Origin of the sequence: Bizionia saleffrena (assembly GCF_008086175.1) — a bacterium.
Taxonomy (GTDB): Bacteria; Bacteroidota; Bacteroidia; order Flavobacteriales; family Flavobacteriaceae; genus Bizionia; species Bizionia saleffrena.
In genome coordinates this window covers 1-22,983 of sequence record NZ_VSKM01000021.1, presented here as the reverse complement: position 1 = coordinate 22,983, position 22,983 = coordinate 1, and the positions used below count along the sequence as shown (strand labels likewise).

At 34.3% G+C, this 22,983-nt stretch carries 16 protein-coding genes; all 16 read right to left on the bottom strand.

Annotation, left to right across the window (positions count from 1 at the left end; all coding sequences use genetic code 11):
* Nucleotides 1-2,051: 2,051 nt before the first annotated feature.
* Nucleotides 2,052-3,203, bottom strand: coding sequence for a LegC family aminotransferase (locus tag ES676_RS14025; RefSeq protein ID WP_148370957.1), 1,152 nt, complete (start codon nt 3,201-3,203; stop codon nt 2,052-2,054).
* A gap of 291 nt (nt 3,204-3,494) precedes the next feature.
* Entirely contained in the window at nt 3,495-4,118 is a 624-nt protein-coding gene (locus tag ES676_RS14020; RefSeq protein ID WP_148370956.1) for an acetyltransferase, read from the bottom strand.
* 433 nt (nt 4,119-4,551) lie between these two features.
* A complete protein-coding gene (locus tag ES676_RS14015; RefSeq protein ID WP_148370955.1) occupies nt 4,552-5,793 on the bottom strand; it encodes a glycosyltransferase family 4 protein in 1,242 nt (413 codons plus the stop codon).
* Entirely contained in the window at nt 5,790-7,661 is a 1,872-nt protein-coding gene (locus ES676_RS14010) for a heparinase II/III domain-containing protein (RefSeq protein ID WP_148370954.1), read from the bottom strand. The genes ES676_RS14015 and ES676_RS14010 overlap by 4 nt, the downstream gene beginning before the upstream one ends.
* 119 nt (nt 7,662-7,780) lie before the next feature.
* Nucleotides 7,781-9,895, bottom strand: coding sequence for a bi-domain-containing oxidoreductase (locus ES676_RS14005; RefSeq protein ID WP_148370953.1), 2,115 nt, complete (start codon nt 9,893-9,895; stop codon nt 7,781-7,783).
* Entirely contained in the window at nt 9,892-11,220 is a 1,329-nt protein-coding gene (locus tag ES676_RS14000) for a phenylacetate--CoA ligase family protein (protein WP_148370952.1), read from the bottom strand. The genes ES676_RS14005 and ES676_RS14000 overlap by 4 nt, the downstream gene beginning before the upstream one ends.
* Before the next feature lie 4 nt (nt 11,221-11,224).
* Complete coding sequence (locus ES676_RS13995; protein ID WP_148370951.1) at nt 11,225-11,479, bottom strand: hypothetical protein; 255 nt, start codon at nt 11,477-11,479, stop codon at nt 11,225-11,227.
* Between the two features lie 55 nt (nt 11,480-11,534).
* Nucleotides 11,535-12,650: a glycosyltransferase gene (locus tag ES676_RS13990; RefSeq protein ID WP_170234465.1), complete on the bottom strand. Its 1,116-nt coding sequence runs from the start codon at nt 12,648-12,650 to the stop codon at nt 11,535-11,537.
* 1 nt (nt 12,651) lies between these two features.
* A complete protein-coding gene (locus tag ES676_RS13985; protein ID WP_148370949.1) occupies nt 12,652-13,428 on the bottom strand; it encodes a polysaccharide deacetylase family protein in 777 nt (258 codons plus the stop codon).
* A gap of 2 nt (nt 13,429-13,430) precedes the next feature.
* Nucleotides 13,431-14,381, bottom strand: a complete 951-nt coding sequence (locus ES676_RS13980; RefSeq protein ID WP_148370948.1) for a GNAT family N-acetyltransferase — start codon at nt 14,379-14,381, stop codon at nt 13,431-13,433.
* A gap of 4 nt (nt 14,382-14,385) precedes the next feature.
* Nucleotides 14,386-15,570: a hypothetical protein gene (locus tag ES676_RS13975; protein WP_148370947.1), complete on the bottom strand. Its 1,185-nt coding sequence runs from the start codon at nt 15,568-15,570 to the stop codon at nt 14,386-14,388.
* Nucleotides 15,570-16,664, bottom strand: a complete 1,095-nt coding sequence (locus tag ES676_RS13970) for a glycosyltransferase family protein (RefSeq protein WP_148370946.1) — start codon at nt 16,662-16,664, stop codon at nt 15,570-15,572. Before ES676_RS13970 ends, ES676_RS13975 begins: the two co-directional genes overlap by 1 nt.
* Nucleotides 16,665-17,203: 539 nt before the next feature.
* Complete coding sequence (locus ES676_RS13965; RefSeq protein WP_148370945.1) at nt 17,204-18,706, bottom strand: oligosaccharide flippase family protein; 1,503 nt, start codon at nt 18,704-18,706, stop codon at nt 17,204-17,206.
* A 44-nt stretch (nt 18,707-18,750) separates the two neighbouring features.
* Entirely contained in the window at nt 18,751-19,971 is a 1,221-nt protein-coding gene (wecC, locus tag ES676_RS13960; protein ID WP_148370944.1) for a UDP-N-acetyl-D-mannosamine dehydrogenase, read from the bottom strand.
* A 66-nt stretch (nt 19,972-20,037) separates the two neighbouring features.
* A complete protein-coding gene (gene wecB, locus ES676_RS13955; protein WP_148370943.1) occupies nt 20,038-21,174 on the bottom strand; it encodes a non-hydrolyzing UDP-N-acetylglucosamine 2-epimerase in 1,137 nt (378 codons plus the stop codon).
* 5 nt (nt 21,175-21,179) lie between these two features.
* Nucleotides 21,180-22,178, bottom strand: coding sequence for an SDR family oxidoreductase (locus ES676_RS13950; RefSeq protein WP_148370942.1), 999 nt, complete (start codon nt 22,176-22,178; stop codon nt 21,180-21,182).
* Between the last annotated feature and the right edge of the window lie 805 nt (nt 22,179-22,983).

The window sequence follows — 22,983 nt, the reverse complement described above, 5'->3', positions numbered from 1 at the left end:
AGAAAAAGAATAATAAGCCAGATCAATCTTAAAGCACCAGCACACCCTTTAAACCAAAATTAAAACTACTGACTAAAAAAAACTACTCACTTCTCATTTATCACAATATTCCATTTCAAATAAATCTATTAGTCTTTCTAATGTTCATTTTTTCCATTGATGAAAAAACGAACCAAAAAAATCTAGGCTGATTTTAGTACGCTTGAAAACTGCGTAAAACCCTTATCGTGCGGATGGCAACCGCTGCACTAGGCCATCCTCCACTGCCAGCCGCTGCAGCTTTTACTTGTTTTACTACGCCTACGAAAAGTAGGCCATTTAAGATTTAGGTACAAAATAGATTTTAAAACGTTCTAATTACGTTCAATGTCTTCCCTTTAGCGTTGGGGTAAAGACATTGAGATAGGCACTATTTGAGCCAAAATCAAAACCATTATAAAAAGTAAAGAAAACGATCTAATTGTATTCAATTTCCTCCCTTTAGGGTTGGGGTAAAGAAATTGATAGGCTCTATTTGAACCACAATCAAAACCATTCACTGTTTACCACTCACTATGCACTTTCTAATGTTCATTTTTTCCATTGATGAAAAAACGAACCAAAAAAATCTAGGCTGATTTTAGTACGCTTGAAAACTGCGTAAAACCCTTATCGTGCGGATGGCAACCGCTGCACTAGGCCATCCTCCACTGCCAGCCGCTGCGGCTTTTACTTGTTTTGCTACGCCTACGAAAAGTAGGCCATTTAAGATTTAGATACTAATTAGATTTTAAAACGTTCTAATTATGTTCAATTTCCTCCCTTTAGGGCTGGGGTAAAGACATTGAGATAGGCACTATTTAAACCACAATCAAAACCATTATAAAAAGTAAAGAAAACCATCTAATTATATTCAAATGCTGACCCCGGCCTATCGAGGATCTATCGTAAAATTTGAAATGAAGGCTCCGTAAAATTTTAGGCTGTTTGAGCTATCAAAAATTAGGAATGGATAACAGATCACTCCAGCGAGTTCCTAAAATTTAGGGGCAGAATGATAAATTTAGATAGAGGGTCGTAAGCCTAGACTTTTTTGTTTCTTTTTTGGGCAATGCAAAAAAGAAAAAGAATAATAAATGAAACACTTTATCGAAACGTTATCAATCTAAAAGCACCCTAAACCGTCAATTATAAAAAGTAAAGAAAATTATCTAATTACGTTCAATTTCCTCCCTTTAAGCTCGGGGTAAAGAAATTGAGATAGGCTCTATTTGAACCACAATCAAAACCATTCACTGTTTACCACTCACTATGCACTTTCTAATATTCATTTTTTCCATTGATGAAAAAACGAACCAAAAAAATCTAGGCTGATTTTAGTATGCTTGAAAACTGCGTAAAACCCTTATCGTGCGGATGGCAACCGCTGCACTAGGCCATCCTCCACTGCCAGCCGCTGCGGCTTTTACTTGTTTTACTACGCCTACGAAAAGTAGGCCATTTAAGATTTAGGTACGAATTAGATTGTAAAACGTTCTAATTATGTTCAATTTCCACCCTTTAGGGTTGGGGTAAATACATTGAGATAGGCTCTATTTGAACCACAATCAAAACCAATTATAAAAGTAAAGAAAACCATCTAATTATATTCAAATGCTGACCCCGGCCTATCGAGGATCTATCGTAAAATTTGAAATGAAGGCACCGTAAAATTTTAGGCTGTTTGAGCTATCAAAAATTAGGAATTGATAACAGATCTCTCCAGCGAGTTCCTAAAATTTAGGGGCAGAATGATAAATTTAGATAGAGGGTCGTAAGCCTAGACTTTTTTGTTTCTTTTTTGGGCAATGCAAAAAAGAAAAAGAATAATAAGCCAGATCAATCTTAAAGTCCCAGCACACTCTATTTAAACCACAATCAAAACAATTATAAAAAGTAAAGAAAACTATCTAATTGTGTTCAATGTCCTCCCTTTAGGGCTGGGGTAAAGACATTGAGACAGACACTACTACACCAAAAACCTTGCTTTGAACCACAATCAAAACCAATCACCGCTCACTAAAACCCATTCACTACTTCTTATTATAAAAATCCTTAATCGTACGCACCACGGTTTCTAACTGTTCCTCAGTAATCCCTGCCGAACTCGGAATACTAATACTCCGCTCATAAACCGCAGCCGAAACATCATGTCGCGTAACATAAATAGCGTCTGTAAACATTTCCAACTGATTCATCGGCATCCAAAACGGACGCGATTGCACGCCATTAGCATTTAAATACGCTAATAAGTCTCGCATTCGCGACGTACTAAACGTAAACAACCACCCGTTAGGATGTGCGCCGTCTAAAACCGCCTGAAAGGTGATATCGCCTACCCCTTGCAAGTGTTTGCGGTAGTAGGCATCCAATGTTCTTTTATCGTTTAAAATCCCAGGAAACTGTTCCATTTGCGCCACACCAATAGCGGCCAACACATTCACTAAGCGGTAATTATAACCAATGGCATCGTGTATATAATCCATAGCGCTAACTTTCGCCTGGGTGGTTAAATGTTTAGCCTGTTTGGCGAGTGCCGCATCATTGGTAACAAGCACACCACCACCACCGGTAGAAATTATCTTATTCCCATTAAAACTAAACACCCCAATTTTACCAAAGGAACCGGCATGTTTGGTATTAAAGGTTGTGCCTAAGGCCTCGGTGCTGTCTTCTATAATAGCTAAGTGGTAGGTTTTAGCAATTGCCACCAAGCGGTCCATATCGCCTATATTCCCTAAAACATGCACGGGCATAATAGCACGCACACGCTTTTGGGTCGTGGTATCCACTCTAAACGTCTCGTTGTTTTCTGTCTTTTCTATGGTGTGCTCTTTTAGGTAGCTTTCCAAAAGTTCCAAATCCATTTGCCAGTTATCGGCATCTACATCTATAAGAATAGGGGCTGCTCCGGTATATTTTATGGCGTTAAGCGTCGCGATAAAGGTTATATTGGGGGCAATAACGTGGTCGTTTTTGGTGACCCCCAATAGCAGTTGTGCAATATGCAGTCCTGCCGTACCATTCATACACGCCACACCATATTTAGCACCGGCATACGCTGCGACCTGGTCTTCAAATTGTGTAACGTAACTGCCAGCTGAAGAAATCCAACCGGTGTTTAGACAGTCTTGAACATATTGCCATTCGTTACCTTCTAATTTCGGAATTGATAAGGGGATCATAACTTTTGTTTTATTTAATCATTCAACAATTTAAGGATTCAATGACTCGTTTATTTCTTGATTCGTGTTCCAGTTTTAACGATTAGTAGTGCAATAATTGTGAGTTTGTCATTAAGGACTATACTGTTCAGCTATTAAAAGCAACACCATAGTTACAATGTGTACGCAACGACTCGCGATGACACCATTCTATATTTTTAGTTGAATTCTTGAATCTTTTATAACTAAATTTTCCAACTCCTCTAAACCGCTACATTAATCCTCCCAACATCCAAACTACCAATACCCCTTTTATTTAATAAGGGGCTTTGCAGGATTCCCTACCACAGTTATATTATCTGGAATATCATTTACTACCACAGCCCCAGCACCAATAATAACATCATTACCTATTGTAATGCCTTGTTTTACAACCGCTCCTGCCCCCACAAAACTGCGAGTACCAACAGTAACATTCCCAGAAAGGACCGCCCCGGGTGCAATATGAGCAAAGGCTTTTATAGTACACTCATGTTCTACAATAGCGCCCGTATTTATAATACAACCTATACCAATGCTGCTTAATGCATTTATAATAGCACCTGCAGAAATGAGTGTATTAATTCCAATGGTTGCTGTTTTAGAAACGATGGCCGATGGATGTTGTAAGGTTGTAAACATATTTGGTTTTATGTCCGTGATTGTTTTATATACGTTTTCACGAATAGCATTATCACCTATACTGCCAAAAAGTAATCCTTTATTTTTCTCAAAGCCTGCTTCAGGGCCCAAAAACGATAATTGGTAAGGATTATTAGAGACTTCTGAGAAGTCATAATAACCCAAAATATCAAAACCCATAAGCTGTGCCGTTTCTACACAAACGAAACCGTGACCAGAATAGCCAATAAATGAAATATTAGGTGGTGTTGACATAGTTATAAAGTAATATAGGCATTGAATACCTCTTTAGAGATACCACCTGTTCCAGCGATAAGAATTTGTTTTTTCATTTTGATTAATTTATTTAGTTTTTGAAACTACTTAGAACTGAAAGTTTCTTTGAAGTTGTTCTGTAAAAAAATAATTCTAGTATTAAAAATACTTTAGTTTAATTCTTTTAGTAAACGTTGGTATTCTTCCAATAATGCGTTCCATACTTTAGACTGTTCATAACGTGCCAAAATTAGTGGCCGCGCATTTTTACTTAAGCGATTTAGTAAGCCATCATCGGTTAAAAAGCGAAACCAGAATAGCCGATGAGCCCAATTTTATTATCTTTTTTCATCTTTTTAATTAAGAGAAGTTTCTAATAGAAACTTAAAATCTAAGAATGCAGTTTTACTTCCTAATACTTTTATGGGTGTCATTATTTTTCAACGACCTCTATCAAATAGCTTAAATATGTTTTAGCTAACGTTTCTCTATCAAAATGTTCTTTCGCATAGTGGTAACCACTTTCTCCCATTTCAATTAATTTCTCGGGTTGGTTATAAATCGCTTTAAGCTTATCTGCTATATCCTTAGCATTTTCCGGCTCCACATAAACACCACATTGTGCCGCTTCAACCAAGGTTCGAGAAACACCATCGATGGCCAATAGAATTGGTATTCTGCACGACATATAATCGAATGTTTTATTACTGTAAATAGTTTTGAATGTATCTACTTTTTTAAGTACCGACGCTCCCATATCTGAAGCCATAATGTACTTAAAAACGGCTTCTTTAGCCACAGGATCTCTGAAAAAAACTTGCTGCTCCAAGCCTCGCTTCTTAGTTTCTTCTTGAAGCATTTTTTTCTGCATTCCACTTCCAATTAATTGGAAAACGATATTGGTATCTCTCAAATATTCTGATGCATCGAGTAATTGAATTAAATGATTCGCCACACCGTGGGCTCCTACATAAGTGATTACAAACTTATGTTCTAAGCCCAGTTCTTTTTTAAATGCTTCACTATCAAAATCACTGAGTTTATCAGAAAGCGTAAAATCCGCGGCATTAGGTATAAATTTTATTTTTTCTGCTGGAATTCCTTTTTCGATGAGTTTGTCGCGAAAAGCTGGCGTAAGGACGTTGATGAATTTTGCACGTTTGTATAAGAATTTCTCAAACCAATACGCCAATTTTATAACTGCTTTATTTTTTAATACGCCGGTATCAATAGCCGATTCTGGCCATAAGTCTCGCACTTCAAACACAAAAGGCACACCTTTAAGCTGAGATAGCACGTAAGCTGTCATGCCAACAAATAATGGTGGTGAGGTCACTAAAATAACATCATAGTTTTCATTGGTTTTTCTTAAGCCTCCCCAAATGGAGGAGAACATAAAAGAAAAGTAACCCCATAAACGGCCCAAGAAATTTACATTGTAACTTTCTGAAACGTGACAACGCAGCACATCCACATTTGGATAAAAATTAGAATCCTGAAAATAGTGTTTCCCTTTGTAACGCTCAGGTTTTTTCCCTGTTGTATAATTAACCATTCCTGCCAATACTGTAACCTTATGGCCTAGCTTACTCCAAACTTGCGTCATTTCGTTAAAACGGGAACCTCCGCCTTCTCCTTTTTCTAAAAAGTATTGGTGTATCAGTAATATTCTCACTTCTCGTCTTTTATTTTAATTGTTGTAATCGTTGATTTCTTATCACTAAAGGTGTAGCGAATACTTTTCTCTTTTACACCGTAGTAACTTGAATGCCATTTTTCTTCAATTAATGGTTTAAGTTTTACGCCATCTATCGTTTCGCATTCAATTTCAATTAAGTTTAAAATTGCAGGATTAATGTGCCAATAAACATGCTTGGAATATACTGGTGTATTTTTCACTTCATCTGTAATCGTCCAAACACTCTTACCCTTTAACTTTTCTACCTTTCTTGAATGAACTATTCTTTTATGAATTTGCTTGAAGCCTTCAATTTCACCTTCAAAAGTCATTTTCTCTTTGGTTTCAGTCATTTTTCCTTTCGCAGATTTTATCCAATTATACCAGATAAACCGATTTCCTCTGAGCATTTGATTTTGGCCATCAACTGAAACGGTATTGTGTCCTTCACATCCTGTAAAAAAATCAATTGTTTCTTTATCAGTGTTGTATTTGTAGGTGCCAGCATCCCATAAATAATTGACTCCATCTTTCCAAATGTCTACATGAAGGTTATCACTTTGAGATGGACGATCTTTGTAAGCGCCACATCTAATAAACGTTTTTACAGACCCTTCTTGATGAATATAATAGCCCCCTTTTTTAAATTCATAAATACCCTGAATCTTTTTTGGTTTAACTTCCAAATTTGTCATTCCATACCAAGCTTGACTTTCTTGCGCTACCGTAACCGTATTATTAATTACTGCTCTTAAATCATTCAATTGGGAAACGTAAGTACGATAATCATCTTCTGTCCACCTAAAAAATAAAGCACCGTCGTTATTTCCATAATTGGGAAGTTTTCCGCTTACAGGATCCATTGAACGATCTAAAAAATCTAGTGAGAGACGCGCACGATCTTTAACGATTGGAGATAATTTATCTTGATGAAGGTCTGCCAAACGTAACCCCCAAGTTAAAAGCTGCACTAAAACTCTATGGTAGTTCATACTGAATTGTAGAAAAGTACCATCCGTGTAAACTTGATATGCAACCTCTTCTTCAAACCACTGTTTTCCTTTTTTACTCCATACTTTCGTATTGGGTAAAAACGGAAATAAAAGCCCTGAAAGATATAACATCATCGTCTCCGTGATTGCGTGATTATTACGCACCGCTATTCTGGAAAAATTAATATGATGATACACGTGATGCAACTGCCAATATATAGCATACATTATCTTCTGAAAACGCTCTTGCGTTAAGTTGGGAGAATCTTTATAGTAGTTTAAAGCCAAAGTCCAATTCATAATGCGCAAACTAATTTCCTGACTGCATTTATAGTTTGGACCACAATTGATAGGATTCTTCTCTATAAAATCAATGATTTGGTTAAATACAAACTCAGATTGATCTTCTTTAAAATGATGATCATATCTTAAGAAATCAGTTATAAATGAAAAACGAGCTTTCTCCCACACAAATTTAATATCGCCTACTTTTTCAGAAAGATCGGGAATCGTTGACCAATGCAATGTATTGTCATATTGATATCCTGTAATTGGATTCGTAACCCAATTAAAATCAACACCTAAATAAAATATTTCCTTGCTGAATAAAACAAACTGTCCCGCTTTCATATCTTCAACTCTCTTTTTAAGAGCGTCATTTGGAGAAGAGGGAGTCGCTATGTTTTTTCCACTAAAAAAGAAAGCTGGGGTATTAGCCCTCCATTCTTCTAAAGAAACTTCAGGTGTAAAAGATGGGTTTTTAGGATGTCTTTTTTGTAAAACGCCAGCTTTCGTCTCAAGCGCATGAACAATACGGTAAGTAGTATACCGCAAGCCCATGTTTTTAATTAATTGTAATTTATTCTTAATCAAAATGTAATTTCAATTTTTTTTTTAATTCTTTCGGCATTATAAACGTTCCAAATCATTTCACAGTCCATCAACATTTTTATCTGTTGAGATTATGCAAAAAGTTAGAATCAGGTTTTTGCTTAAATATTAATCCACTTTTTACCTTTCAAGCTTTCAATAGCTGCAAAAGAAGCTTTGGTAGTATTAATAATTTCATCCATTGGGATTAAAGGACCATCACCTTTCTTTATTCCTGATATTAATTCTGTAAACTGATTCTTATGACCTTTGTCTAGTTTGGTTTTTAATTTTTTAAAACCTTTAAAACCGAATCCTTGGGTGACTCTAAAGTTATCCATGATTAAGGTGCGTTCTTGACTGTACACTTCAACTCTTTCTTTTGAATACGATTTTGATCCATTAGAAAAATAATTGATGACACCCGTAGAACCATTTTCATATTCCAATAAAATGGAAGCGTTGTCTGTATTTTCTTGTGGATTCACTCCCATGGCATTCATACATACAGCTTTAATTTTACTTCCTGTTAAGTACGTAATTAAATCCATAAAGTGGCACGCTTCTCCAATGATGCGACCACCACCAACTTGCATATCGTGCACCCAAACATTCTCTGGGATGTGACCTGCATTCATCGTTGCGATCACATTCATCTGACTACCTCCTACAAGTTCTTTCATTTTACGTGCATGTGGAGAAAAACGTCTGTTAAATCCAACCGTTAAACTCTTTTTAGAATGCTCGTAAGCTGAAATAATATTGTCTAACTCTTCCGCATTCAGTGCCAAAGGTTTTTCAACAAAAACGTGCTTGTCTGCTTTCAAACTGTCTATAACCATTGAAGCGTGAAGATTGTGACGTGTAGTAATGAGTACTAAATCAACTTCATTGTCTTTAAGGATGTCTTTGTAATCTGATGTAGAATGACTAAATCCATGCTTTTGTGCCATGGAAGTTCCACTCACACCACCACGACTTGCAATATACTTGTATGAAGCACCACTATTCTTTAAAGCTGGAAGCATGGTCATTTTTGAGAAATTACCTGCTCCAATTACTCCAATGACACCTTTATTACCTGAATAGCTTTTATCGCTAATTGTTATGGTGTGCGAAGGAGTTAATTGTTCTTTCTCAGGATAGGTAAGAATAGAAGCTATGGATTTACTATTCCCTATTTCTCCATAGATTTTTAAATAATCAACCAATGGAATTTGCTCTGTAATTAATTCTTTCACTTTTAAATTTCCTGAAGCAATGGATTGTAAAATTGCTTCAAAGTTTCTTTTTTCTGTCCATCTTACAAATGGTAGTGGATAATCAATTCCACGTGCTTCGTAATCTTCGTCATATCTTCCAGGTCCATAAGAACAAGATACCTGGAAACTTAATTCCTTTTCATAGAATTCTGCACGGCTTAAATTCAATCCTATAACTCCAACAAGAATGATACGTCCTCTTTTTCTAGACATTTGTGCTGCCTGCGAAACAATAGCATCTGTTTTTGCTGATGCGGTTATAATCACACCATCTGCACCAATACCATTGGTTAATTCCGTTACTTCTTTGACCACATCGCTTTTTGCAGGATTGATTGGAAGTACACCCCATTTTTTTGCAATGTCTAATTTTGATTGATCAATGTCAATTCCTATTACCTTACATCCATTTGCCAACAACATTTGAGCCGTTAAAAGACCAATTAGCCCCAAACCAGTCACAACAATTGTTTCCCCAAATGTTGGCTTTAACAAGCGAATTCCTTGTAAACCAATAGACCCGATGACAGTAAACGCTGCTTCCTCATCACTTATTGATTCGGGAATATGTGCAACCAAGTTTTTAGGTATGCTTACAAATTCTGCGTGTTGCCCATTAGAAGCGACGCGATCTCCAACTTGAAACTCAGAAACATTTTCTCCAACAGCGATAACTTTACCAACATTACAATAACCAAGCGGAAGTGGCTCCCCCAATTTATTAAAAACAGCTTCTAATGTAGGCAATAAGCCTTCCGTCCTAATTTTATCGAGCACTTGCTTTACCTTGTCTGGTTGCTGACGTGCTTTAGATAATAAATTTGACTTACCAAATTCTACCAACATACGTTCTGTTCCTAAGGAAACTAAACTTTTTGTCGTTTGTATTAATACTTGCCCACGTTTTACTTGCGGTGCAGGTACTTCTTCTAAAATTGTTTCGCCTGTCTTAAAGGATTGGATGATTTGTTTCATTTAGCAATACTTTTTAATTTTCCTGATTTTGTTCTTGGCAGTTTATCCAAATATTCAAATGAAAGAGAGATACTTTTATCGGTTATTCTTTTATCTACCTCTTTCAATATTTTAGTTTCTTCTATATCACTAACATAATTGGCCCCTCTTACAATTCTAAATACGTATTCTCTTTCAGACTTAATATATAATTGAGCTTCTATTACATTTGATAATACTTTAAAAAGTAAATTCATTGGTCCGAATCTATTTCCATTTGGTAACGTTATATAATCAGCTTCTCTTCCTTCTATCTCAGTAATTTGACCTTGTTCATTGAGTTTGACTATATCACCTGTATCATATCTAATTAATGGGAATGCAATATTTGAAAAATTAGTACCTATTAATTTATACTTGTCATCTTCAATATGTATATATTCTATAAAAGCGAAATCATTGTCTGGTATTAATTCCCCCTTTAGATTTTCTGATATATTTGCTACCTTTTCAGACAAACCATAATGCTGATATACTTTTATTTTAAAAGCTTTCTCAATTATATTTTTCTGCTCTTTTGTAATTCCTTCTGCCCCTATTGTAATGATCTTCAATGAAGGGATTGGCTTTAAATTACTTTCTAGAATTAAAGCAGCAAGTAAAGCTAACTGTGAAGGATAACCATGTAACCAACTTAATTGTTTATCTTTAATGACTTCATAGTATATCTTTACATTTTTTGTTGATAGATGTACTTGACTAAACATTATTTGTTTTCCAAAATAATTAACCCGATAAAACTTTTTTTCTTTTGGATTTGGTGGCACAACTTCTTTGCCGCCAAACCAGCCACACCATGTATTCAAATCTATTCCAAGTCCTCTTCTATATCTCCACCAGATTGCCCATTGTTTATTTAATGCTTCATCAGTTTCCCAAAAAGTTAAACCTTTACCTGTCGTCCCGCCCGTTTTGACTTGGTTTAATTTTTTTATATTTGTAGTTAATATTTCCTCCCTATTATAAAAAACATCTTCTTTTGATAGTAAAGGTAATTTCTTCAATTCTTCAAATACATTAATTTCAGAATTTATATTTAGTTCATATTTCTCAAATTTCCGCTTCCAATAATCAGATTTTTTGGCTTCATTGAGTAATCTGAATAATTGTTTCTTTTGATAGTTAATTATTGACTCATTTGAAAACTTAAAACTTTTTTCATAAAATAATAGATGGGAGTAAAATGAGGAGTTTTGACGTTTTCTTTTTATCGAAAGACCTTTAGCTGTGCATGCTAGGTTTTGCAAAAAAAATGGTAACGATTCATATATTTTATATTTTTCCATTTTGTTAGTTAGTTTTAAACAAATTAGATAATTCAGAGTAGGAAGGAGTATTATTGTAACAATAATTTACAAGCTTCTTAAGTTCTTCAATCTGAATATCTTCAATTTCCTCTTTTTTATACCACTCTGATTTCTTTAGATCTTTTAAAATCTTACTGAAATCTCCGCCCATTCGACTTTTTTTCTCAATGGAACCTTTAATTGTACATGCAAGATTTTGCGTCCAGATTGGTGAGTATTGATAAATTTTAGAGATCATTTTATTTTGAGAATTATAGAGATAGCAAAATTATAAAAGATGCTTTAATGATATGCTATTTTTTATTGATAATAATTTCTTTGAATATTAATAGATATTTTGAGGTACGACTTTCCGGGGTTTCGAATTGTTCTAATTTTAACTCTCCATTTCGTATTAATTCTTCTTGAAGATTTTCATTCTCTTGTAATTCTAATATTTTTTCAGCGATATCTTTAGGTGATAGAGGATTGAAATATAGAGCTGCATTACCACAAAGTTCTCTTGCAAAATCTAGATCAGAAGTTAGGATTGGAACCTTCATCACCATAGCTTCAAGATAATTTGCACTAAAAGTTTCTAATAATGTTGGTAAAAACAGTGCATCTATTTTTTGATATAACTCTTTACAATCTATGATGTTTTGGGGGCCTATATTTTCTATATATTTAGAATCAATAAAGTTTGTTTTAAAAGTATTATCATTCAAAGTCAAAATAAATTTAAACTTTAGCTTAAATTTATTTTGAAGCTCAACAACAACCTCATTAATGATTTTTAAATTCTTATTAGGATAAAAACCACTTAAAACCAAAAGTTTGAAAACATCTGACTCTTTTCTTTTCTCTAATACTTCTGTTTCTAAGAATGATGGATGAAAAGTGTTACCTACAACAAAAATATTTTTCAGTGGATAATTTAAGTTTTTATAAATATTTTGTTTGGCAGTTTCTGTTTCAACAATTATGTAATCTGCTTTTTTTATAAATCTATTTTTAAAGAAAATTAATAATTTCGATTTTCTTAATTGTAAATATGATAATTTTTTAAATGCTATAGAATCTGGAGTATAACACCAACCATTAGCAAAACCAGTGATATGTAAAGATTTTGGATTCCAATAAGATGGCCCAAAAACAGTAAAAACTAAGTCTGGTAATATTGTCCTCTCAAGTTCGAATAAGATTTTTAGAGTTTTTCTTCTTTTTCTTAAATTTGCTGGTGAATTCTCAATTAAGAAAAACTTAAAATTAGCAGGGTAATCATCAGTATTTAATTGACGGTTTACTTGAGGTGATACAAAAATATTGTATTCATTATCTGGATGCTTTTTTAATGTTTCAATTATTGATAAAGAAACTTGTAATCCTCCTCCAATAACGATATTTGATGTATTTATTAATAGTTTCAACTTAATGTTTTTTTTTGAAAGAAAGAAAATATTTTAAATGTGATTTAGGCCAATTAGATTCTAGATGTCTCCTGTTTAAAACTCTACCACTATATGAAAAATAGTTTCTATAATTAGTACCACTAAAAATATATTTATGATACTTCTCTGTCAATTTCAGAGCTTCTAAAGGAAAATGTTGAAGCTGGCCATAAGTCCACGCAAAATATTCGCATTTGTAGTTTAGCTTTTCTTCTAATATTTCTTTATTCTTTTTTAATTGAAAATCTATTTCAGCAATACTCAGATTAGCAAAATTTGAATGATCTAAATTATGTGACCCAATAAGGTGCCCACGTTCATGAAGATCAATTACTTGTATCCAAGTCATGGGTTTTTTAGTAGTAATCGCAACTCTTTCATTAAACCCTTGTTGATAGGATTTATCTGAGTTGATGTAATTCGCATTTATAAAAAATGCGCCTCTGCAATTATATTTTTCTAATAAGGGAGCTATGATGGTATAACATTCTTCGAAACCATCATCAAAGGTAAAGGTTATTAGCACCTTTTTTTTAGGTAAATTATTCTGTAAAATATTGGAGGTTGCTTCTTCGAGATTAATAAAAGAAGCATACGTATTTAGGTCTTTTAAATAAGCGTCAAAAGTTCTATAATTATATTCTTCGTTAACTTCTTTTGCAGACACATAATGAGAATTAATAATATGAATACCTGGTTTAGCCCGTTTTATTGAGCCTACTGTATGTAAAAAAATTGTTCTTAACCTTTTTCTCATATTTAATAAGTATGAAAATTAATTGCATTAAGAGATACTTGATGCACATCTTCTTTAGTTATTGAATCATTCAAAATTTTAAAACACACATTTGTATTATTGGGCACTTTAATGAAAAGATTGTTCTTTAGTTTTTTTCTTAATGAATTAGTCTTAGATATTGGAAAACTAATTACATCATAATTTGATTGTTTTTGAAACTCATTTTGTAAATCAATTAATTTGAATTCTTTTGGTTTTTTAATATTAACAAATAGAACTTGTGCTTCCTTTAACTTTCCGCGTGTACCAACCCTACAAATTGCATCGTAAATATCATTTTCTATATAATAATACTCTGCATTTGGAAATGTAAAGAATCGCCAATTCAGATATTCAATAGTCATTAATGACTGAAGTCTCTCATTAAATGTCGCTTTAAATATTTTAGGATTTCTAACTTCTTCGAAGTTAGAAGGGTTAGGATGAAAGCCCTTTTTTAAATCTAAAAACCCAAAAGGTATTGTCACTAAACTTCTACCTTGTATCCAGTACTCAATAACATTAAGGTCTTTCCAACCTTTATTTAAAAAACCTTTTAAACTATTAGAATTAGGAAAGTTTAAAAGCAATTCAATATTCAGCTTATTTATGTTAACCTCAGCCAAGTTCAGAAGTTTGGAAAAAACTCCTTGACCCTGGAAATTAGGATGTACGAAAGTTTCAAATGATATGGCTCCTTTTACAAATCTTTTACCCAATGTAAAATACTGCATTCCATATGCAACACACCCTACTATTTGGCCTTCATTCTCTACACATGCTAAAACGGCTTCTCCAAATGGATTATCTCTAAATTTCCAAAAGAACCAATCTTTAGTTTTGGCGGGTTGATTGTGAGCCAAAGAAGCAGAATGGAGAAAGCTCTCAACCATACTACTGTCTTTGTTGAAATCGAATATAAAATATCTCATTCTTTTATTTTTTTGACAAATAAAGTGAATAATAATTTGAAAGAAAGAACATGAAAATAAAACTCATTCTGAAAGAAAATAAAATCGTAGAGCTCACCCCCCATAACAATATCAATAGAAATAACCTGATGTTTTTATCTTCTGTACGATATAATGATAAATAAAAATTTCCTACTAAAATAAAGCCTACAAACCCAAAACAATAAAATAATTCTCCCCATTCCGAATCTAATAATATTAAACCGTAATTATAAATACTACCTGTGCTGAAATGACCAAATAAAAATTTGATTGGTGATTCTAATTGACTAAAAAATATTAAGAACCAATCCATTTTCGTACCTATACTACCATCAAACCCACTAACCACATCAAAAATTCGCAAATTAGACGATGTTTGGTTGCTAATAGTGAATATTAGAATTGACATAAAAAAAAAACCAATAAGTAATGGTAATACTATCCTATATATCTTATTATAAATCACTAGACTTGTACCCCACAGAACAAATATGACAATGAAACCAGTTCTACTACCAGATAGTAATACAGAAGACAAGCTCATAATTATAAAAGGTAATTGAGTAATTAGTTTCTTTTTATGTGCTTCAATTAAATAAACTAAAAAAAGCACAGATACATATTTAACCGCCTGATTCGGATTATGATAAATCCCTCCATATCGTCGTTTCGTAACAAAGTCTATTTCTCCAGCTCCTTTCTGGAGAAAATCACTAGTAAAACCAACCGTTTCTCCCTCATAGGGAAAGTATGTGTCAAAAAACACCACAAGTGGATTTACACCTACGGCATATGCAATTTGAGAAATAAAGATAAAACCGAGTGCTATATAAAGTAGAACAAGTGGCACTTTGAAATAATGAGTGAACGGAAATAATAAAAACAAGCTGCAAAAACTCAATAAGCGAAAAAAGTCTTTAAACTCATTTATTTCACCCGCAATAACATTAATTGTAAAACTAGTTATTATAATAAGTAGAATCGCTAATGAGTAGTTATTTAATTTAAACCTTCTATAACGCCATGATATTATAAATAATACAAACGGAAGCACACCGGCTATGCTCTGACCAATGACGGAAGAATGAGGCATAAAAAAACTTAAAAGCAATATTATATAAAATAAGGCTTTATGTTTATTAGTATTATCTTTAATTAAAACACTCATTATAAATCCTCAAGGATATTTTTAACCTGTCTATTATAGTCAAATGATTCAAAAAAGACCCTAGCATTTTTCTCCATAGAAAGATAATCTTTCTCTATGTTTTTCGCAGCTATACTCACTGATTTTTCATCACTAACATCACAACATATACCGAATTTATATTTATTAAATATTGAATCAATCCCAGGTAAATATTGACTAATTATAGGTTTTGACCATTGAGAATATTCCCAAATTTTATTTGGAGCACAGTAGATTTTATTTAAAGAAGTAGTATCGTAGGCCATTAAACATATAGTGGCTATTTTGGTTACTTCCATATGAAACGGAGGCGTTAAAAAGCCAGCATAATATATGCTATTTTTATCAATATTAATTTCATTCAAGTAACCGATATCTTTGCCCAATAAAATCAAACAATAATCGTCGTTGTTCTGAACAAATTTTACAACACCCTCAAATTTTCTGTCATTTGCTATAACGCCTTGATAGAGTATAACTTTTCTTTTTCCTGCAAATAATTTGGTTTTTAGTAAGACATCTCGTGAATCCTTATCAATGACTTCACTTTTTTTAATCTGCCAATAATTTGGTTTATTAGGCAGGATATAAGGCGTTTTGTGTAGTTTAAACCAAATCTTAAATATATAAGCTCTATTAATTTCTGGTATTACAATTTTACGGAATTTATTGATTGATTTGCCAATAAAAAACTTGTAAAGTGGTAAAGCGTCATATAATTCAGATATCTGTAATATAATTTCACTTTTATTTCTTATCGGGTTTATAAACAAACCAAAAAGGGCCAACGTATCCCCTCCTTCAATCCAAATATATTTATAATCCTGCTTAATTAATTTTCTAATTTTAAGCAAAAATTTAAAATACCAAACAAAAAAACTTAATATAGGAATGCTGCTGCTTCTTTTAATTTCAAAACACTGCTCCTTTTCACCGAATAAAATTACACTATCATTCTTACTGGTTAATACATCTACATTATAATCTAACGAATTAAATGCTGATTTAAGTGATAACAAAGGAGGGAAATGATCGAATTGCCCTTTATGAATAATTAATATTTTATTGTTCATCAAAATAAAGGTTCATTGTTAATTTCAAAAATACTTTTCATTTTTATAGATAATTTTGTTTTATTAGATTAATCTTCCTAATGATCCAAAGATAAAATTGGACTATTTAATTGGGCAACATTTGTATTTGTTCATTATATTTTGACTCCCCATACAGCTGCTTCCTATTTTTACACTTTGTGTCGAAAATAAAATTACTATAAAAATCTACAAAAAAAACGTCTAACGGCTCCTAAATTGTCCAGCATCCCTAATATTACCACTTGTAAAATCGCATATTCCTTTATTCATACAAGAACACCAAGTAGCCTTCTCATTTAAATAGCAGTTTAGATTAAATCAAAAATGAAAGTTCAAAAAAAATGAGAATCTTTTTTCACTTGCATAAATAAATAAGTTTTGCCTAAAAATTAAATTATGCTATTATCATTACATTACTAACGAGAGATATTTGTCTAAATTTGATATTTTTTATTTGATTAAAACAAAAAATAACCTTTGACTCTCTTTCTCCTTAAATTTTATAAACATCATTTATTTTATAAATTATTTTTACTGGACTCATTAAACAATCTGTAAAAACTAAATATAAATAAAACTAAAGCAATTATTAGAATAATCATCCTAATTAAAATTTGCTCTATGTAAACACCTACAAAAGCAACACCTGTTATAATTAACCAAATAAGACAAGACTCTAAAGATATAATAGTCTTTTCGGGTATCAATTTCTTACTAAAATATAAAGGAATAATAATAATAGTGTTTATACTATAAGCTAATAAGTAAGAGAGTGCTAAATAAACTGCGTTTTGATTTGGCAACATTAAAAAGGAAGATATTAATAAACCGCCCCAAATCATATTGTCTAAAAACCCCCACCATTGTAAATTATATACTGCAATTATTCGTGCTAATCCTTGTTTGAACATTAAAACAATAGTAAACAACAATACAAAAATAAAAGTTACTTTGAATTGAGTATTTGCAAAAGTATCTCCAAATAAAGTGCTTCCTATTTCAGGAAAAACAATAAGTGGGACGCAAATAAAAACCCCTATAGCCCAAGGCGCTAGAATATTAAATTTAGAAAATCTAGAGTTTCTATCATCACTTTTATTTTTAGCCATAATAGCTATAAATGGAGCGCTAAGCATTCCGGCACCAACCAATATAATATTATTAAAAGTGAGTGCTGCCGTAAATAAGCCCATTCCATCAAACCCCCCCCTTGAAACTAACAACGAGTCAGCATACCATTTAACAGGCATCACCATTAAACCACTTAAAAAAGCAGGTAAGCTGTATGTAAAAAGCATCGACTTCTCTTGCCAAGCATTAGAGTAATCAACTTTTACTTTATGCTTTTTAGCTTCCTTATTAATGGCAAAATTACTTAAGAAGCAAATTATAATATAACTAAATGCGAATGCCCAAATTGTACCGTAAATCCCAAAGTATAGTGCTCCAACAATAAATAAAGGAAAACTGAATACCGCTTGTATGGCACTTATTTTGGCTATTCTCTTAAAGGACATAAACCCTTGAAGAGCGCCCATTTGGGCACCGTTCAAAGCACTGAAAAAGAGAATTAAAGCCCCTATTCTTAATTCATTGGTGATTTCGGGGGCATTCAATGTTTCGGTAGCTAGCCAAGGGGCCAAGAGATAGAAAAGCACTCCAACGATTATTCCCATAAAGAAACCAAAACTCATAGTTAAACCTAAAATTCGCCCCGTTTTTTCTTTATCGGTATTTAAAAATTCAGCAACGTGCTTAGAAGCAGTAATTCCCAAACTGAAGCCTGCGAAAGAAGTAAACATTAAAACTGTACTACGCACTATCCCAAATTGTCCATAACCTTCACTCCCTAATATCCTAGCGACAATTATCCAAGATAGAAATACTAAGCCTTTAGAAAAAACAGCTCCTAAAATAGACCAAAAACTACCCTTAAAAAGTTCTAATGCTTTAGGTGAGTTATAAATATTTTTACCTATGGAAGAATCTACTAACAATTTAAATATTTGCTTTTTATCCATAAAGTTAAACACTTATTAGTTTCATAAAAACACTGGAAGTCAAATTAATCATCAATAAAATTCTGCACCCCACAATAATCCAAAACAATCTGTCCCTCTGCGAATTCTAATGTTTTAAACTCAGTATGCGCCACTAATAAGGCCACAATATCTGCTTTTTCAACCGCGTCTTGGTACGGCGTAATTTTAAACACTTGGTGATCTTTAATATTAGGCTCTACAATAAAGTAGGCTTCGTCTTGCGCTTCTTGTAATACTTTTTGCGCGATATATTTTGCTGGAGACTCTCTTAAATCGTCAATATTAGGTTTAAAAGCTAAACCCATTAACGCCACTGCTGGTGGACGGCCGTGTTCTAATTGGAACGCTTGTCGTGCTTTTTTTATCTGCTCGGCGACCCAAAAACTTTTATAGTTATTAATCTCTCGCGCTTTACCTATAATTTGAGATTCCATCGGGAAATCGGAAGTTATAAAATAAGGGTCTACGGCAATACAATGCCCGCCAACGCCACAACCCGGTTGTAGAATATTTACACGGGGGTGTTTATTGGCTAGTCGTATTAATTCCCATACGTTAATCTCTGCCTTATCACAGATAAGAGAGAGTTCGTTAGCAAAAGCGATTTGCACATCGCGGCTAGAGTTCTCGGTAAGCTTGCACATTTCTGCCGTACGCGCATTAGTACTATGCAATTCCCCATTGACGAAGTGTCTATAAAAAGCAATCGCTTTCTCTGTACTTGCCGTATCCACACCACCAATTACGCGGTCGTTATGTACCAACTCATACATTACATTGCCTGGCAATACACGCTCTGGGCAGTACGCCAAATGAATGTTTCCTTCCAATTCTGGACGCTCCCTAAATATAAGCGCCATCATCTTTTCTGTGGTGCCTATAGGTGAGGTCGATTCTATAATATACAGATCACCGGCTTTTAAAAGAGGCAATACAGCGCGTGTTGCAGCTTCCACATACGAAATATCAGGCTCGTGATTACCCTTAAAAGGCGTTGGCACTACAATTAAATACGTGTTTGCTGTTACAGGTGCTGTAGCCGCTTTAAATTTACCCGTTTGTACCGCTTGGGCTACCACAGCTTCCAAATCCTTTTCTATAATATGAATTTTCCCTCTGTTGATGGTCTTAACGACTTCTGGGTTGACATCAACCCCTAGTACTTGCATACCTTTTGAGGCCATTAAAGCGGAAGTGGGTAGTCCTATATATCCTAATCCTATGGTAACTACGTCTGGTTTCATTTTATTATAATCTATTGTTTACTTATGTATTGTATTTTTACAAAACATAACTGTTCTAAAAGTGTATTAGCGTACTAGGCGCTCTTGTTGTTTATGCATCATAAAATCGACAATTCTACGACTCGCAGCACCATCGCCATAGGGGTTATGTTTGCTACTCATATCCTTAAAATGGTCTTCATTATCTAAAAGAGCAAAAGTTTCCTGTACTATTTTTTCGGTATTGGTGCCCACCAAGATTACTGTACCGGCATCTATAGCTTCTGGGCGCTCTGTAGTATCACGCATAACGAGTACAGGCTTCCCTAAACTTGGCGCTTCTTCTTGCACCCCACCACTATCTGTAATGATAATTTTAGCGCGGTCCATCATCCATATAAAATCGTGATAAGCTAAAGGGGCGATAAGTTTAATATTCTTAATATTCCCTAAAATTCGGTTAACAGGTTCCAGTACTTTCGGATTTAAATGCACAGGATAGATGATTTGTAATGCTGGTCGCTCTAAAGCTATTGTTTTTAGCGCTTCGCAAATACGAATAAACCCATCGCCATGATTTTCACGTCGGTGTCCCGTTACCAATAGTAAATCGGCACCCTTTAATTCCGTATCCAATTGATTCACCAAAGTACTAGGTTTGCGTTTTACTTTATCCACACTTTCCAAGAGGGCGTCTATAACGGTATTTCCGGTTACTATAATGGTATCTGGGGCTATGTTTTCTTTTAATAGATTGTCTCGAGAGGCTTCGGTAGGCGCGAAATGAAAATCGGCGATTCTACCGGTAAGTTGTCTATTAATTTCCTCTGGAAAAGGGGAGTGTTTATTATGTGTTCGCAGTCCTGCTTCAATATGGCAGATTTTCGCGCCACTATAAAAACCAGCGATACTAGATGCCATTGTGGTTGTGGTATCGCCATGAACAAAAACATAATCGGGTTTAAAATCTTCTAATACGGGTTTCAACTCAGTAATAATAGCCGCTGTCAAGCCGTAAAGATCTTGCCCAGGGGTCATTAAATCTAAGTCGTATTCTGGTGTAATCTCAAAAAAACCGAGCACCTGATCTAACATCTCACGGTGTTGTGCCGTAACGCACACCTTAGTCTTAAAATGTGCCGTCTGTTTTTGAAATGCGTGTACCAGCGGCGCCATTTTTATAGCTTCTGGCCGCGTTCCAAATATTATTAATATGTTTTTCATTCTTATTATTTCAAATTCTCCCAATACCACTCCACAGCTTCTTCTATCCCCTTACTAATAGTATGGCTTGGTGCATACGCTAACAAGCGTTTTGCTTTCTCTACAGACGCTAGCGAGTGCGGGATATCCCCTTGGCGGTTTGGGCCGTGCGTAATAGATATATCTGCTATTTTGGCATCGTGTTTGGTCAAGTGCTTTTTTAGTAAGTCGGTGAGTTGTACCAGTGTGGTACGGTCGCCAACGGCTGTATTATACACGTGGTTTAGTGCCGCTTCGTTGGTGGTGGTAATAGCGCGTAAATTCATTTGCACCACATTATCGATATAGGTGTAATCGCGCGAGTAGCTACCATCGCCATTAATTAGTGGGCTCTCGTGGTTCATAAACTGTTTTACAAACAACGGAATTACCGCTGCATACGCCCCATTAGGGTCTTGGCGTCTTCCAAACACATTAAAATAACGCAGGCCAATCGTATTTAAGCCGTACGTGCTAAAAAAGTTCTCGGCGTATAACTCATTGACATATTTAGTAATGGCATAAGGCGATAACGGTTTCCCAATGGTATCCTCTACTTTTGGCAAGGCTTCAGAATCACCGTAAGTCGAAGAACTCGCAGCGTATATAAACCGCGTCACTTTAGCATCGCGTGCGGCAACCAGCATATTTAAAAAACCACCAATATTAACGTCGTTAGTGGTAATAGGGTCCTCTATAGAGCGCGGTACAGAACCTAAGGCGGCTTCGTGCAACACAAAATCTTGAGCTTTACAGGCGCTATGGCAGGTTTCTAAATCGCGAATATCGCCTTCTATTAAAGTAAAGTGTGGGTTTTTTAAAAAGGGCGCAATATTATGGTGGTGTCCTGTAGCGAAATTATCTAAACAGGTAACGTTTGCCCCTATTTTTAAGAGGTTTTCGCAGAGGTTAGAACCTATAAATCCCGCTCCTCCTGTTACGAGAACATTCTTATTTTTTAATACTTTAAATGCTTCTAAATTCATTATTTATGTTATTGATATGTATCAATTTCCGAACTTTAAGCTCGGGTAAAGAAATTGTAATCTGTTTATTTTTAATCCTAAATCCCTTAAAGACTCTGCTAATATCTTCCTGTAGATCAATTTCCTCCCTTTAGGGTTGGGGTAAAGAAATTGCTAACGTGATTTCCGCCCATTAAGCTCGGGTAAAGACATTGAGATAGGCTCTATTTGAACCACATTCAAAACCATTCACTGTTTACCACTCACTATGCACTTTCTAATGTTCATTTTTTCCATTGATGAAAAAACGAACCAAAAAAATCTAGGCTGATTTTAGTACGCTTGAAAACGGCGTAAAACCCTTATCGTGCGGATGGCAACCGCTGCACTAGGCCATCCTCCACTGCCAGCCGCTGCAGCTTTTACTTGTTTTACTACGCCTACGAAAAGTAGGCCGATTAAGATTTAGGTACGAATTAGATTTTAAAACGTTCTAATTATGTTCAATGTCCGCCCTTTAGGGCTGGGGTAAAGAAATTGAGATAAGCACTATTTGAACCACAATCAAAACTAATTATAAAAGTAAAGAAAACCATCTAATTATATTCAAATGCTGACCCCGGCCTATCGAGCATCTATCGTAAAATTTGAAATGAAGGCACCGTAAAATTTTAGGCTGTTTGAGCTATCAAAAATTAGGAATTGATAACAGATCTCTCCAGCGAGTTCCTAAAATTTAGGGGCAGAATGATAAATTTAGATAGAGGGTCGTAAGCCTAGACTTTTTTGTTTCTTTTTTGGGCAATGCAAAAAAGAAAAAGTGGAA